A 16,209-nucleotide genomic window follows, 5' to 3' on the forward strand; every position below is an offset into this window, starting at 1 on the left:
CATAAAGTAAATGAAACAGCCTTGTTGCTTTTACGTCATGGATCAATAAGAGAGTGATTCCGTTCCATCGGAAGAAGGGATAATCAAGGATAGGTTTTGAGAAATCGCTAAGGTACGTATAGAAATAGTACATATAGAAATAGTTTGCGAGTAACAGATAAACCTAATCTTGATCTCTCAGAGAATCACTATCTCATTGTTTTGTTTAAATAGCTGTTGCAAAAAAAGCAGCTGCAAAATTTGCAACTGACTTTCTAATAAGCGTTGAATGGAAATGGCGCTTTGTTGTTCACATAATGAACTGTGAGAGCAGGGTAAAGTTCAGTGATGGTGAATATAGATTGTATAATTTACTTGATGTTAAACCTGTGATTATTTTATATTGAACATTATGAATGCTTTGTCAACCAATTGAAATATTTAATTAAATGGTTAATATTGCCTGTTTTTTCTTAATAATAACATGTGACATTTATTTAGAATTATTATTGTGATTTAAGGGTGAATTACGTTTATTTGGCAACAATAATAAAAAATGTTTGATAACTGCTAAGAATAAAGATGATAAAACTCAATCTCAGTTAATACACACTTCAATGTTAAATAATGCAAAGAAGAAAAGTTGCTGTAATGTTTCATTGTTAATATTCCATTCTATTTTGGATGGAACAATTAATTAGAATAGAAGGATATATGATGCTATTTTGTTCAAAGCACTTGAAGTATTTTATGGAATCGGCGAAAAAAGAGTCATTCACTTTAGCAGCGGATACGCTTTGTATTACTCCTTCCCCCCTAAGTAGGATCATATATCAACTGGAACAACGTGTGGGCTGTCAACTGTTTGAAAGATTGCCGGGAAGAACCAAATTGACTGAGGAAGGGATGGCCTTATATCAGGAGCTATTGCCGTGTTATGAGAGAATTCAACGAGTTGAGGATAATTGGCATTATCGTAGAAGCGAGCAATTAGCAACTGCGGGAAAACTGGTTATTGGGACCAGTGGAGAATATATTAATAAAATCCCGGAAGTGATAAAAAGAGCGGTTCAACGTTATCATTATCGCGATATTTACATAAAAAATCATTTCATTATTGATGATTCGGCAAGAAAAGAGACAATATTTTCTGCTTTAATGAAAGGCGAGATAACCATCTATGTAACCACTGAGCATTATCCTGATAACGATGATATTATCAGAATAGACGGAGCTTATCAGATTCTGCGTCTTGCTATCGCGAATGATATTTTAGCAGCGGATAGTCATGCTGATGATATTATATATACACTGCCTTTAGCTCAACATAATAGTGCTTTCTTTAAACAATGTGACAGTTTTATTTCGCTGAATTATCTACCTGAGTACCAGAATTTAACTTTGCTAACTGTCCCTGATTTTACTCATCGGTTGGATTTAGTGAGATCGGGGGTGGCGATAAGTTTAATGACACCGAACGAAATGCTCTGTTCCGCTCACCTTCATCAAGGGATTACCTTTTTGAATTTTAAATCGTGTCCAACGCCGTCAGTGAGATATTGTGCTTATACTCTCAGACGTAAATATAAAGAGCCATTGAATTTATTGGTTTCCGATTTGATTGTTTGAAGGTTATCTTGAATAGTTATTTATTATTAGGTTAATTAAATGATGGGCCTGAATTAGTGAAATGTTAATGGTATTTAATGCAACGGGAGAAATGAGAAAGTGATGAAATAAATTTCTTCTCATGGTTCGAGGTTAAATACTTAAAGATGGTGGGTTGTTAAATCCCCTGAATAAAAACTCAGGGGATTGTTTGTTGTTATATTAATTAATCACTATTTTCCCAATTTAATTTGCACTGGATGATTTGAAATTACCGGTGTAAGTGTTACGTACATTTCTATGAATGGCTGCGGATTGGTTAATATCTTGCAATAATACATAGGTATCTCTGCCTTGATGTTTCATTGAAACAACTTCGAACGGTGTTTCTCTGGGGAATAGTATTTCCGCTTGCCCCGCTTCTGGTCCACTGGCTCTTATTTTCAATTTTTCAACGAAGCCTTTCCTCGAATCATCTAAATCCATTTTAAATACTTGCTCCCCACTTTCGTTATTATATCTAGATTTTGCTGCCACATTGACACCTGCATTCGTTAAAAATGCCATTTTGACGTATCGAGTTTCACTGTTTTCTTTTGGGTGAGTAAAACTCATAAAACCACGATGGGCCGATGTTGATAGATAAGCATTATCTGAAACAATATCACCAACGTTGATGCTATTTCCTTCCTGTGGGGAATGCCAGGGTGAGGGAGTGGAATTATCCACATAGGTCATCACCCGATAAGTTACACGCGTTTGTCTATCTTGCAGGGCAGATAATGTGGAATCTAAGTTTTGTACTGCCGTAGTAATATGGTTTTCCCTTATCGCGGTATTAATTTGCGAGCTATCCGTGGTGTAATCTTTAATTAGGCTGGTATTGACATCGGGTTTGCTCGTCAATAATTCATGGGATTCTTGCTCTGTTTGGGCAGCAATAGCCCTTTGACGTCTGAAAGTTTGAGGTTTTGCCATTTTTTTATAAACCGCTTCTTCCATTCCTGTAAAGGAACCCTGTTTTATTATCGCTTCTTCTGTTCTGTTGGCCGGTGCTAATCCCTGAACATCAAATTGCGTCACCGGATTATTTCTTACCATGCGATATAAATTCAGCCCATCAACGGTTCCTGCCGGGTCCGCGCTTAACCATCTGCCCGCCCACGGTTGGTAATAACGGTAGCCGTAATAATACAGCCCGGTAGCATCCCGCTCTTTACCTGAATAATGAATGGTTTTATAGCTGGCTTCGGTTTGATTCCTTGCCGCCCACAGCGCTGTACCGCCAAATGGATAATATTCTTCTTCATTGATAATTTGTCCGTCGCTATCTAATTCAAGTTGGCTGGAGCCAATAAGATTATCGTAGCTGTAACGAAGCTGATTGTTATTAATATCTGTTGGTTTACCGCTCTCCCAATGCAATACTCGGACCTGTGCGCGACCAGCTTTACCGAGGGTGACAACGTGTAACTCTTCTGTTGTTGTGGCGTTGTTCTGGGTTGTACGTAGTTCCAGCCCCGGTAGATAAGTTACCCTTTGTTGCTGCGGGATATTTTGTTGTTCATTCACTTTTAGCTGGCGTATGCCGTTACTATCGTAGCGATACCATTCATTTCCTGCGGCACTGTTGGCTTGTTTCAATTCGCCTCGCGGTGTCCATATTAAAGCTTGACCGGATAGCAAGCTGGTTTGATGGCCTCCCGCGTCAAATAAGGCATCGACTTGAGTTGGATCTGTGGTCAATGTGCTGAGTACCGCGCGGTTGCTGCGATTTGAAACCGTTATATCCGTCGTGTGGTTATTTTGCGTGGCCGGTGAACTATGCTGAATTTTCGTCAAATTGCCGCCACGGTCATAAGTATAAGTGCGAGTATAGTTGGTGTAGGTGTTGTTATCAGAAGGTAGCGCGGGGGTGGGAAGTTGGTTGCTTTGCTGACCGATATTGGCCATCTCGCGCCCGGTGGCGCTGATAAGCTGATACAGGGAATCGTAGGTATAGCTATTCTCCGGGGCTACTTTCTGATTGCGCCAAAAGCGGGTGGCTTCCGCATCATTACGGATACTAATGACATTGCCTACTGGGTCATATTGATAGCGTAGGTCTTGCAACACCTTGGCGTCTGATGGACGGCGAGTGGTAATGCCGATAAGCCGTTGGGTTTCCGGTTCGTAGCTGTATTCAGTGACAATCCCGTTACCGTGCTCTTCACGTAATTTTTGCCCGGCGGCGGAGTAGGTTAGCGATTTGATAATCACCTGTTCCGCCTGACCTTTGAGTGTTAACCAACTCCCTTTTAGCTGCCCGGCCACATCATAGGCCAGCCGCTGAATGTTGCCTTTGGCATCGGTCTGGGTCAGTAAAGCCCCGGTGGCATCAGTGTTACTTTGGGTGATATAGACATCACTACTCAGTTTTTGTTGCCAGAGGCTCTGGTCTTCACCTGTCCAGTCGGCATCCTGGTTATCGGTAAGCAGTTGTTGAGATTGTGATAGAACGGCGCCGGTCAGGGCAAGGCTGTTGAGTTGAGTGAGTCCTGCGGTATCGTAATGGCGGACGCACTGACCGGCAAGGTTGTGGTCTTTTTCTTGCTGCGTATTGCCGGCCCATATGAGACGCTCGGTCGTTTTCTCTTCTGCCTGCCCTTGTTCGGTGATAGCGAGCAGGCGACCGGGCAGGGTGTTATCTTCGTAGCGATGGTTTTGGCGGACGCCGGTTGCATTGATGGTCAACATCGGGCGACCTTCAATATCGTTGAGGGTAATCGTTCGGCCGGCATCGACGCTCTCTGTTCGCAGGATATTGCCGGTCAAATTATGTCGCCAGATAAAATTCGGTTGTACAGCGTTGTTAGTCTGTTTGGCGTCATTCAGGCGAGGATCAATGCTTTGGTTCAAATATCCACCGACATTATATTGATAGCGGGTAATACGGGTATCGGTATTTGCTTCTGCGGTAGTGCGGTGAAAACTAATATTACGGATAGCTAGTCCACGGTTATCGTGAACACTGACGGTAGGCGTATGGTGATAAAGTTTTGGGTCAATGTTTTTCATCATTATTTACTTCCTTTGTTATGTTAATTGCATTCAATCCTTTTACATAATAGGGATAATTTTTCTATTCAGGTACTTGAAATAACAGTGGTACGTAAGATGATTTTTAATGACAGGCCCTGATTAGGGCCTGTGGCAGGTGATATTGGGAATGATTATTCGAGAATGGTGTAACGAATGTGCAGAATAATATCGTTCAGCATCTGTAATATTGATTTTTGTTTACTGGTGGCATTGGGGAAGCTTAGCGTAAATGTTCCCTTGTCATTAATATCGATCCCTTCAAACGGCAGGAATTTGCCATCGTTAAAATCGAGCTGAAACTGACCGTTGTCATTCAGACCGTGGGAGACCGCCAAGGCTTTGCAACCTTTAGCTAATCCGGCAGCAGCGCCACCATAAGACAGGACAGCCTGAACATCTTGATACGGTCCCAATAATGCCGGTAAGGAGACGCTAATTTGTTTAATGCGGCGTGTTTTACCTAACTGCATCTCTTCCGGGTAGTCATCTTTGAGTTTCAGATCTTGCAGGGTTAGCGTCGCGGATAGCGTATTGTTGGTTAATTTCAATTGATTGCCGTCGTTACCGGCGGAAGTCTCTTTATCTCCTTGTAGCAACGCTTCAATTTTATCTTTTAATGCAAAGCTTTTCTCCCCTAAGGATTGGTACACCTGCGCCAGAGAAACCGTGCGTTCCACTTTCAGTGCGCGTTGCTCTTGTTTCAGGTGCGCGTCTTCCATTTGCGCCAGGTTCAACATTAGGGTTTCTCCGGCGAGCAGGCCGGCATAGGTTCCCTGCCAGGCTCCCGGTTTAATAAAGCGTGCAGAGCTATCATTAGTTTCCCAACGGTAAGCTTGTTCTGCCATCAAACAACGGGCGACGACTAAATCGTAAAATTGGAAGTAAATGGCTGCCAACCGACCACGTAACCAGTTGTACAGCGCTTGATTGCTGAATTTTCGTTGCAGGAACGCTAGCTGCGCTTGAGTTTGCTCCTGTTGGGTTTTTAGGCTGGTTTTCTGTAATACCGCCGCTTCACGGCGTACCGTTAGCGATTTGAGTTGAGCATCGATTTGTTTCATCTCTGCGTCGGCATTATTACGCTGGATTTCCCACTCTTGACGGCGACGGCGCCATATTTCAGATTGCGAGACTTTCTCTGCTTCAATTAACAAACCTTCTGCGGCGATACCGCCACCAATCGCAATGGCATTGGCAATTGCTCCATAGCGCGTCCCCCCGACTGCAAAGCCGTAGATATTGGGCACCATGTCCAGTGCGGCGGCAGCCATGTGCAAGCCTTTCAATCCTGAGGTAATACTTTGGGAAGCTATTCGCATATCCAGAGCTTGACGCTCACCGGCGTTGACATCTTCGTCATATAATTTGCTGTAGTTGTCAAAGCGCGATTTTGCTCCGGCTTTGGATTTTTCCAGCACGATTTTTTCAGCATCTATTTCTTCGATGGTTTTGTCTTGAATGCTGAGCGTTGTCAAAATCAACTCTTTGGCTTGATTTTGCAGCAGCGCATTTAAGGATTCAGCATCTTGGCGTTCAATAATATTTTGCAATGTGGAGCCGAACTGTATTAGCTGAGTGACCATACTACGGGCATTTTCTAGCATATGGGGGAAGCGCCACAGTGACATAAATGACGCTGGTAGTTTGTCCCCACTTTGAGAAGTAGCAACGGCGGCGCTGAGTAACGCTTTCGGATCGGCCGGTGTGGCGTAAATTGGCAGGTGGAGCGGTTGACCATCGATAGAAAGGTTATGACGCAAGTTATACAGGCGTAGTTCCAGTTTGTTCCAGTAGCTCAACATGACATTGTTGATTTGTGGTAGGAAAAGATCGGTCAAGGTGTTAGCGGAGCGCAATAATAATGATGGTGTTTGCGTGCCTTGCCGTAGGGTAGTTATTGCGTAGGCGTGTGCTTTTTGTATGGTCGTGTCTGCGGCATTGTCCAGACGTGGATTATTCCATGCGGAACTCAGTGGCAGATAAGGTTTGTTACCGAGCAGGTGTAGTGCCTGCATATACCACATTTTGGCTTCGTTCAACGTATCCCGCTCTAGTTGGCGATAGGCGTGATCGCCACGAGCTATTAGCAGATCGAGAGTGCGCATAAAAGTGGCTACTTTGTAGTGCATTGGATCGTGCTGTGCCACTGCGTCAGGATCAACGGAATCCAAAGGATCGCTGTTCCAACTGGTATTTTCTAGTAACGGGCGCACATTCCAGCGATAGTTTTTAATTTGACCATGAATAATATAGCCAGATGGGCTCCAGACATATTTCAGCCAACGGTTGGCTTCATCAAAGTTTTGTTCATGTAGCAAACGTTGAGCAACCAGCATCGGGGTATAGTAGAACAGTTCCCAGAAGTAGAGACTATTAGCGCCGCTGAAATCCATTGGTTCCGTGAAAGTTGGTATTACTCTGGCTGATACAAGTCCTGAGAAAGTCTTGTGCTTATAGGTAGTGTCGAATATAGCGGGTTCATTATTATCCTCTTTAACAAATCGAATGAAATTTGTTTCCACTTTTTGATAAACCGCGTAAATATAGAGATTGTTTTTATTTCCATAAGCATTATCAACGCGAGGTAAGAATAATTTTACTGTTGTTTGTGTAATATCGCTTAATGTTCCCTGATAAATAGGAAAATGATCCCCTGATTTAAAAATATCACCATACATAATCTTAAATGATTTATTAGTGCCGTGGGTATCAGGATTATATTTATCCATAACGAGTTCTATATAAGCCCCTATTCCCATCATCGGTTCCTGAATATTCTGAGTTTCCATACTTAGAATCGTATCAATACCCGTAGTGGCGCATTCAACTAATTGGCGAGCAAATAGCGTATTAAGGCGAATGCGATAGGCTCCCCATTGCATATATTGAGCGCCATTTTCATTATGAAAAAGAGTTAGCGCGTTATCGGTTTTAACCTTTCGAGTAACTGGGATACTGAAACTTTCATAACCCAGTTTGCGCCCATCTTCTGCCAATGCGATAAAAGTGACATCAATATTGGCTGAGTTATTAATAAATTTCAAATTAGAACCCTCTATTTCTAGAGTATTAAATTGGTAACACATTTCTTCAAAACTGGATGATGGCTGAACGGAGACATCTTTATTCGCTGTAAGAGAGTATTCTTTGCCAGCTTTAATTGTGACTTTAACCTTTTCAGGAGAAATTATTGTGTTGATATTTATTGATTCCCCAACATCGGTGGAAATACCACCTGCTTTATCCTCCATATAGAAATATTGTTTAAATAAAGATTCGTCATCAGACGTATCAATATAGCCATAGTTGCTATTGGTATTTTCTGAGTATAACTCTTTTTTAATCGTGGGAAGAAAGGCTTTTACCTTGTCAGTTGTATTATCTCGAAAAAATAATAACCTGCCTTTATTATTATTGGTGACATTTCCACGATATTGATAAACAGGATAGATGAGCTTTTTATTTGATGCCCAATGCGTATTGACATTCAGAAATGGATAAATAATAAACTTATCACCTGGTTTACCATATTTTTTTATCAGATCGCATTGAATACGTTCTCGTCCTTCTTTTCCATCATGAATTATTCTTAACTTTGGTGAAATATAGACTTTTAAATCACTTGATGCAACTTCATAGTTGATAACTATATTACCGCCATATACTTGGCTGAGATTATACTCCCCCCAATCATGGCTATTGCTATGATTGATCAATGAAGGAATTTCATAATCCTCTGCATAGCGGTTATTTATTCTTATAACGCTATTAGTATCGAAATGTGTATAACCGTTATTTCGATAAGAGTCACATTGTTCATTGGTCATATCTTTGGAAGACATATCGGAGAAGATATATAATCCTTGCATTGGATCAGTTTTATAATCATCCAATTTATCTTTTTTGCTATAAAACATCACCAGCAAGGTATCTTCCCCTTGATAACCTGAGCAATAGAGTCCAGGAGCTTGAGATTTTGTCAGTTCTAAAGCTAAGATTTTTTCATTTACATCAAAAGTGATTGACACATTCCAGGTGCCATCATAACGAATATGAGCCAATTTTAATTCATAGCAATAGTCAGTAATAACTTTATTATCCTTATCTTGTTTAGCTGTTTCCTTTTGTTCTAACCAAATCAGATATAAGCGGGATTTATAGATAACTGGGCGAATGGTGCTTTGGTAGGGATTAATTGCGCAGTCAATTTTGTGCCATTCACTCCAGGCATTAGCAGCGAATTTACCGTCGTTGAATTTACTGTGATCGACGCTGCGCCAATAATACTGATTAACTTCTGTTTTGCTGTGTCCAATAAAGTAGGTCAGCCCTTGGTCATTATTAACATTGTTATGATAAGCACTAATAACTTCCAAATTAGCGACTTGCTCAAACGAAGTCAGATAAGATTTAAATGCATCTTCTACCGTATCGGCATTTAATTGGCTCTGGCTGACGGATTGCAATAACGTATCCATCATTTTCGTTTGTCCGATACGCATCGTCGGGTCGATATAATTTTCGGGATAGTAAACTAATTGTGAAACGCCAGCCCAGGTGCTGTAACGTTTATTATATTTGTCCCAATCGATAAAAAATTGACGGGTAATAACATCAGAAACGGCATGGGTTCCTACATTTTCCAGCGCTCGGTTGACATACAATTGGATACTGGCAATGGCTTCGGCAATACGTGTAGTTTTTATTTCAGCGGAAACTTGATTATCAATCAATAAGTATTGGTATAAATCGTCACGGCTTTTAATTGATGCTTCCCGGTTAGCAATCTTGCCAATATAATAATTGCTTAATGCGGTACTGCGAGACTCTTCTAGGAATACGTGTAGAGTATTACTTTGTTGGCTGTCTAACCCGGCAGTTAATGCCATAGCTGCGTTTTCCCATTGGGAATAAGTCGGTGTTTTTTGAGCCGATTTTATATAATCTAATGCTATCAGAGGGCAAATACCTTGTGGGGAGATATTTAAATTACTGGCTATATTGGTCCATTGTAGAATAATGTCGATGGATTGCCAATTGGAGAATGTATTTTCTTTAGTAACCTGCTCATAATTTTGTGCCTGAATACTGGCTTGTTCCAGTAAATTAGCATCAAGATTCATGGCGTTAGCGAGTTGTTCTGCGGTTAAGGTTTTATTTTCAAAAGCCGTTAGAATAGGGGAGGCTTTTTCACCTAGAGAATTAACCCAATTGGCAAAGCGGGTTAGGGTGATTAATGTTGGTGCATTATGGGCTGGTGTCGCTTTATTAGGTTTATCAGGATTAGATTCATCAGGGATGCCAAAAATAGTTGGCTTTTCGATAAATAGACGGAACGCGTTTTCATTAATGCCGGAAGAACGATAAATCATTGTCAATTGTGCCAGACAGTGGCAGTACTGAATAATTTGTTCCTGCATTTCTGGTGGTTTTGATAATTCTGTAGTATCTCTATTTTGTAACCAGATCCAAAATTTTTCTGCGGTTATTTTATCTTCGCTTGGTTTTATCTTATCAGCCCAGAGAAGAATAGAATGTGCAATATTTTCAGATGGTAATTGTAGAGCTGCCGCAATATAAGGTGCTATGGCAGCCAGAAGATCTGTTTTCTCTTTATCAAAATTCTGCAAACCATTGTAGACCGTGTTTAGTAAGTTTTGAATTTCAGGCGTTAGCGTTTTGTCATAGTTGGTAGTAGTCATTAAAAATAACTGATAAACACTCCACTTTTGTGTATGCAGCCAACTGCTTAGGGTATCGAGTTTGTTAATCAGTCCTTGTAAGTTTTCATCATCAATTGTATAGAGATCTCTCTTATCTTCACCGATAGTCATCAGTAGTAAATACAGCTCATCAATCGTTAATTGATGAATATCTGCCAGTAGTTTAGTCATATAAAGATTAGAAAGATTTTTTATATTATTAACGATTTTTCCATCCGTATTTGCATGATTGGCAATATGGAGCAAACGATAAAGAGAAATATCATCGACATTAAAAGCACGTTTAAGTACTGCTTTGTGCCAGTTATCGGTACTGTTCAAACTTAAGTCAATATCGATATTTCCAGTAGCAAAATATTGCCCGTTGAGTGGCGGAGTATTAAATAGGCGATCAAATTGACTAGGTTGATTACTATAGGAATATTGTGAAATGGAATCATTACATAATATTAAGGCAGTTTCCGTATCAATATTGTATTTCTGAATATAATATTTAACTAGAAATATTTTCCCTAATACTGTTGGGGTAATGTTCTGTTCTGGAATAATTTCATCTAACTTTAAAAGCGGCAGATTCACGGCTTGTGATAATAAAAAAATTTTATTGATTTTTAGTAAATGTACTTTCTGAGTATTCAGTTCATTATTTGGATATTTACGAATAAATTGGCTGAGCTCTTCATCACTAAGATTATAATAACTTTTCAGATATTCCGGCATTGCCAGCCAGGCAGGATCTATTTCGCCAAAATTCTGTTTATAAACTGCCTCTGCGTTAGCTTCGGTAATCTCTTCTGTCAGAATATTAAGCAGCTCTGGTGAGATAGAGTTATTAATTCCTAATAATGAAGCTTGATGCATTAATCCGGCGACCGCCGGTGATTTCTGAAATTGTTCAAGCTTAGGATCTTGTAATTGGATAGCTTTACGTACATTTTCGTAAGCATCATGATAAGGTATCGTGCCGGAAGGACGGAAAGTGGATAATATTTCCATCACTTTAGTATCACTGTCCAGATTAGTTTGATTAGCTTTAATTCCTTTCAACAAAATTTCATTGGACAGAGAAAGAGTGGAAAGTTCGGTATCCATATTTTGCTGGCTTAGATCCATTGATTGGAGATCTGGACGGCGTTCATCCAGATGATAAACGGAGTCGCCGGCATGTAAATTACGTGCTTCACGATAGAGTTCAGTTAAATAAGCTGCGGGGGAGAACATAGAAGAAACCGAACCCGGCGCCACATATTGGCTGGCTCGGCCACCGAATTCATTATTGTAGCCTCGTAATTCAGCGTGAGGGAGGGTAATACCAAGGTGCACCGCATTTTGTAACTGTGGGTTAGCGCGTTTAAGAATACGCGCTTCATATAATTGATTCTCTTTTTGTTCCTGTTGTGCATCACGATATAAGCGGTTGGTCTCTGACCAGGAGAGATGATCAGAGACTTGCTGACGGAATTCATTAAAAGAATAGTGGCAAATATCTGTCAGACAATTAATACCATATTGGCTTTGTAATACATCAGGTATCTCTTTCACGTATGAGTTCATGTTTATTCCTTTTAAATCATAAGGTAAATGAAACATCCGTGTGATCTCTGTATCATCAATACAATAAGAGAGTGATTCCGTTCTACAGGAAGATGAGGGTAATCACTATGTCATTGTTTTCTTGAAATAGCTGTTGCAAAAAAAGCAGCCGCAAAATTTGCAATTGTTTTTTGCTCAAAACTGGATGTGGAAAATCAGTAAAGGCCAGATTTTTTTATATATCGTGGATTGCTTCTTTTGACAATGGGGTATATTGGTCATTGCACCCGCCATTATATTTACAATAACTTAATCTTTTTTTGAATTTGTAACACTTTGTTACAAAATCTACTTTTTGTAAATTTAAAAAAATGAAAATTTTTCTTGCTATTTGGTGATGATTTAATAATCATAACTTGAGTTCCGTCATATGGACAATATGACGGAGCTTTCAACTCCTGTTCCCTTATTCAAAGGGATTAATCGATGGGGATACATTTCGTCTTCCTGTCGTTCAACTTGCTATTACTCACGGTATAAGCGGTGTTTCTTATCTGTGGTAATGGGATTTTTACTATCTTGTTTCTTTGGTGACGCAATCAATCACGGCTATTCCTGACAGGATATTGATGCTGATGAAGGTGATTGATAGCCGGGCGGGGAAATCTTGTGAGACTTTCAACGCATGACGTGGGGTCTACGTGCTTACATATGTAACGTTAAAAGAAGGAAGTAAAACTAATGGGTATATCAGATCCACGCTTGTGTCTTGATTGTAAACGGTTTTTGAAAAACTGGGTGGAATTTCAGTTGGTGGATGAACAGGGAAAGCCGCTGGTCAACATGCCTTATCGCCTGATCAGTCGCGGAACCCCAGGTTATGTGCGCCAGGGGACAACCGACGGTTTCGGTGTGCTCAGAGAAGAGGATCTGTTGCCTCATCCGGTAACGTTGTATATTAATGCACAACAGCTGGCCAATGAGATGGAACAGCAGCGCCCGTTGCGGGAAAAACGGGGAGAAGAATTTTCAGTGGTGAAATCACAAGCAGAAACCGAAGGCCATCAATATCGTTATGTAACTATCGGGCAGATCAGTGATGGGTTGCCGGTGATTAAAGATTGGAAAGATTCTAAAGATATTCCACCGCCTTATCATTTCCCGGACCCGGAGCCAAAAGGCTATCAGGTTCATCCGTTAAATCGACGCTATGTACTGGAAGTGTGTCCTTTCCGGGCTTGGGTTTTACTGCTACATCATCAGAAGGAGTATTCCATTGTGAATGCTTATAACCAGTGTTTGATGAGCGTACTGGCTTATGCTGATGGGGATGTCGATGTTGAAGGTTCTGTGAAACACTTTTTTAACCGGCAAATGGTGGATGTTTCAAAATTGCCCTATAAAGTGGAAGCATTGTCGGCAACGCCTGTCGTTTACGATGTGCCGTTTAGTAAACGTTATGCCCGGGTGGAGTTTGTTGATTCACAAGCGGGAAGCAACAAGCAAGGTGATACCAAACTGTTTTATGTTGCCAGTGAGAAAGATGTGATTGTTAGTTGGCGGGGAACCGCTAGCCTGGATAATTACCTGACTGATGCCACTTTCCAGCCATTGGCTTTAAGTTGCGATGATGACAAAGCGTTGTGCAGTGAGTTTATTCATCATGGTAAAGTGCATAAAGGGTTTTGGGAGGCATTTAATCTGGTTGGAAAACTAACAGTTCCCAGCGATGATAAAAAGAAAGAAGTATTCAGTGACATCCAGAATTTGATTAAAAATAGAAAGTTATTTATCTGTGGTCACAGCTTGGGGGGAGCCTTAGCATTATTGCACAGCGCACAACTGAAAGAACACAATCCTTGTCTCTACAGTTACGGGATGCCACGAACATTAACCCGTAGTGCGGTAGAGGAATTATCTTCTATTATCCACTATCGTCATGTTAATGAAGATGATGTCATCCCTGCTGTGCCATTTGAGCAGGATATGGATAATGTTTTTTTCAATTATTGGGCGCCGGCGGGGTATGACTGGGCGGTTATGAAGTTGTTGTCGCCGTCACCGGTTATTCAGGCAATTAAACAGGCGACAGCCAGTAAAGAAATTTATCTGCATCATGGTAAAGTGGTTCATTTTTTTCAAGCCAACAGTTGCCCGGAATGGCTGATTTCCGCCCGGAATGCCTCTCTTATAACGGGTGTTGCTGAAAAAATATTGGATAACACCACAAAACTCTACTTAATTCCTGAGTTAAATCAGGAGACAGAAAAGGATTTTTCGCTGGCCGGTGAGCGGCAAAACGCGTTGTTTAATCAGCTCAGTCAACAAGAAAAAGACAAACTGTTTGTTGAAAACAGAAGTGCTGATTTGGAAGGCGGATTCGGTTTCTCTAACCATAGCTCGTATAAATATGCGGGTTATATTGACAAGCGCCTCAGAGAGTTATGTGAGCCGGATAAGATTACGGCCTGTCAGGACAGTCAGCGTCAATTTAAGGCGAAAATGGACAGTTATAAGATGCTTATCCCTGACAATGTTTACTACCGAAATCTCTATTTTCTGGATATGGATAAGCAGTTAATAAAATCACTGACGGTCAGCCAGCAGGAAGAACAGGGAGAACTGGCCTTACAGCATTACTGTGATAAACAGGAACTGTCCGTATGAAAATATTGAAGATAACGCTGTCCTTATTATTTCTCTATTTTATTTACTGGGCGTTTGGCGACACCTTTTTTGACCGGCTTTTTCCTTTTTCACCTGACGAGAAGAAACAGTTGATTACGGTGGAAGGTGTCGTGCCGAAATACACAAAACCGTATGTATCTGCGCAATATATCTCAAAAGACTGCCTTAAATATCAGTTTGATGCAGGTATGTCGCCTTATCAAGTGCCGACCTATTATGGACTGGATTTGGATGTAGAAGCTGATCCACAAACTGGTTACTTTCAGGCGAAATTGCCTTTCAATGGTGGAGGATGGTGTAAATGGAAAATCAATCAGGCTTCTGTGGCAGTAAGGTATACCGATGTCCGACATCTGGTGAAAGATGCTGTACCGTATGCGGGAACCGGTTTAATTGCATTTGTCAATGATGCAGTTCGGACAAACATTAGCGAAATTGCAGCATTGAATACCATTGATTTCAGCCCAATTATTTACCCTATTTTGGAAATGGCTGAGGGGAGCCCAAAAAGAATATTTTTACAGGGTCAAGTTAGTATGTATCCCTTTCGATTCAGGTTAACGCCGGATGCTGAATGGAAAATTATCTATAAGCCTAAACTGGATGAAACTAAGATGCCGAAAATTACTATCACTAACGGAAGGGGAGAATGGGTTGAATATCCCAGAGGACATATTGAAATCAATACCCAAATGGTAGATACCCGTTACATAAAGTAACGTTCTATAAGGTTGTGTTACCAGTTTATCTAAATGCCAACATGAGAATACTGTTATTAAAAGGAACTGTCCGTATGAAAATATTGAAGATAACGCTGGCCTTATTATTTCTCTATTTTATTTACTGGGCGTTTGGCGACACCTTTTTTGACCGGCTTTTTCCTTTTTCACCTGACGAGAAGAAACAGTTGATTACGGTGGAAGGTGTCGTGCCGAAATACACAAAACCGTATGTATCCGCGCAGTATATCTCAAAAGACTGTCTTAGATATCAGTTTGATGCTGGTATGTCGCCTTATCAAGTACCGACTTATTATAAATTACGTCTGGATGTGAAGTCAGATCCACAAACTGGTTACTTTCAGGCGAAATTGTCTTTCAATGGTGGAGGATGGTGTAAATGGAAAATCAATCAAGCTTCTGTGGCAGTGGGGTATACCGATGTTAGTCATCTGGTGAAAGATGCTGTGCCATATACGGGAACCGGCTTAACGGCATTTATTAATGATGCTGCCCGGACAAATATTAGCGAAATCCCTGCATCGAATACGATTGATTTTAATCCGGTTCTTTACCCTGTTTTAGAAATGGTTGAAGGATTTCCGAAAAGCGTGTCCTTACAAGGTAAAGTTGAATTGTATCCTTTTAGGTTGAAATTAACACCGGGAGCCAAATGGAAAATTATTTTTAAACCTAAACTGGATGAAACTAAAATGCCAAAGGTCATAGTAACCAGGAAAAGTGAATGGGTTGAATATCCTGACGGGCATATTGAAATCAATACCCGAATGATAGATACCCGTTACATAAAGTAACGTTCTATAAGGTTGTGTCACCAGTTTATCTAAATGCCAACATGAGAATACTGTTATTAAAAG

6 protein-coding genes are annotated in these 16,209 nt (G+C 40.6%); 4 read left to right on the forward strand and 2 right to left on the reverse strand.

All coding sequences use genetic code 11. From position 1 onward, the window contains the following. The first annotated feature begins 696 nt into the window (after window positions 1–696). Window positions 697–1,608, forward strand: a complete 912-nt coding sequence (locus EAE92_RS16205) for a LysR family transcriptional regulator (RefSeq protein WP_281422784.1) — start codon at window positions 697–699, stop codon at window positions 1,606–1,608. A 225-nt stretch (window positions 1,609–1,833) separates the two neighbouring features. On the opposite strand, the gene EAE92_RS16210 is transcribed toward EAE92_RS16205, so the two are convergent. Both EAE92_RS16210 and EAE92_RS16215 read right to left on the reverse strand, forming a co-directional pair. Then, entirely contained in the window at window positions 1,834–4,644 is a 2,811-nt protein-coding gene (locus EAE92_RS16210) for an RHS repeat protein (RefSeq protein WP_214068840.1), read from the reverse strand. Between the two features lie 155 nt (window positions 4,645–4,799). Beyond that, complete coding sequence (locus EAE92_RS16215; RefSeq protein WP_214068826.1) at window positions 4,800–11,945, reverse strand: Tc toxin subunit A-related protein; 7,146 nt, start codon at window positions 11,943–11,945, stop codon at window positions 4,800–4,802. Between the two features lie 720 nt (window positions 11,946–12,665). Here EAE92_RS16215 and EAE92_RS16220 point away from each other — a divergent pair. The 3 genes from EAE92_RS16220 to EAE92_RS16230 all read left to right on the forward strand — a co-directional run bounded on the left by EAE92_RS16220 (window position 12,666) and on the right by EAE92_RS16230 (window position 16,146). Further along, window positions 12,666–14,591: a lipase family protein gene (locus EAE92_RS16220; protein ID WP_214068827.1), complete on the forward strand. Its 1,926-nt coding sequence runs from the start codon at window positions 12,666–12,668 to the stop codon at window positions 14,589–14,591. Then, complete coding sequence (locus EAE92_RS16225) at window positions 14,588–15,331, forward strand: hypothetical protein (protein WP_214068828.1); 744 nt, start codon at window positions 14,588–14,590, stop codon at window positions 15,329–15,331. The genes EAE92_RS16220 and EAE92_RS16225 overlap by 4 nt, the downstream gene beginning before the upstream one ends. A gap of 74 nt (window positions 15,332–15,405) precedes the next feature. Next, the gene (locus EAE92_RS16230; RefSeq protein ID WP_214068829.1) at window positions 15,406–16,146 is read left to right on the forward strand and encodes a hypothetical protein; all 741 of its coding nucleotides are present in this window, start codon (window positions 15,406–15,408) and stop codon (window positions 16,144–16,146) included. Window positions 16,147–16,209: the final 63 nt, after the last annotated feature.

The sequence above is a fragment of the Photorhabdus hainanensis genome, assembly GCF_018448965.1.
In the GTDB taxonomy this organism is placed as follows: domain Bacteria; phylum Pseudomonadota; class Gammaproteobacteria; order Enterobacterales; family Enterobacteriaceae; genus Photorhabdus; species Photorhabdus akhurstii.

Bases quoted from the DNA above. Each gene is read 5' to 3' on its own strand.
- EAE92_RS16205 (WP_281422784.1), top strand. From the start codon at position 697: ATGCTATTTTGTTCAAAGCACTTGAAGTATTTTATGGAATCGGCGAAA.
- EAE92_RS16210 (WP_214068840.1), bottom strand. From the start codon at position 4,644: ATGAAAAACATTGACCCAAAACTTTATCACCATACGCCTACCGTCAGT.
- EAE92_RS16215 (WP_214068826.1), bottom strand. From the start codon at position 11,945: ATGAACTCATACGTGAAAGAGATACCTGATGTATTACAAAGCCAATAT.
- EAE92_RS16220 (WP_214068827.1), top strand. From the start codon at position 12,666: ATGGGTATATCAGATCCACGCTTGTGTCTTGATTGTAAACGGTTTTTG.
- EAE92_RS16225 (WP_214068828.1), top strand. From the start codon at position 14,588: ATGAAAATATTGAAGATAACGCTGTCCTTATTATTTCTCTATTTTATT.
- EAE92_RS16230 (WP_214068829.1), top strand. From the start codon at position 15,406: ATGAAAATATTGAAGATAACGCTGGCCTTATTATTTCTCTATTTTATT.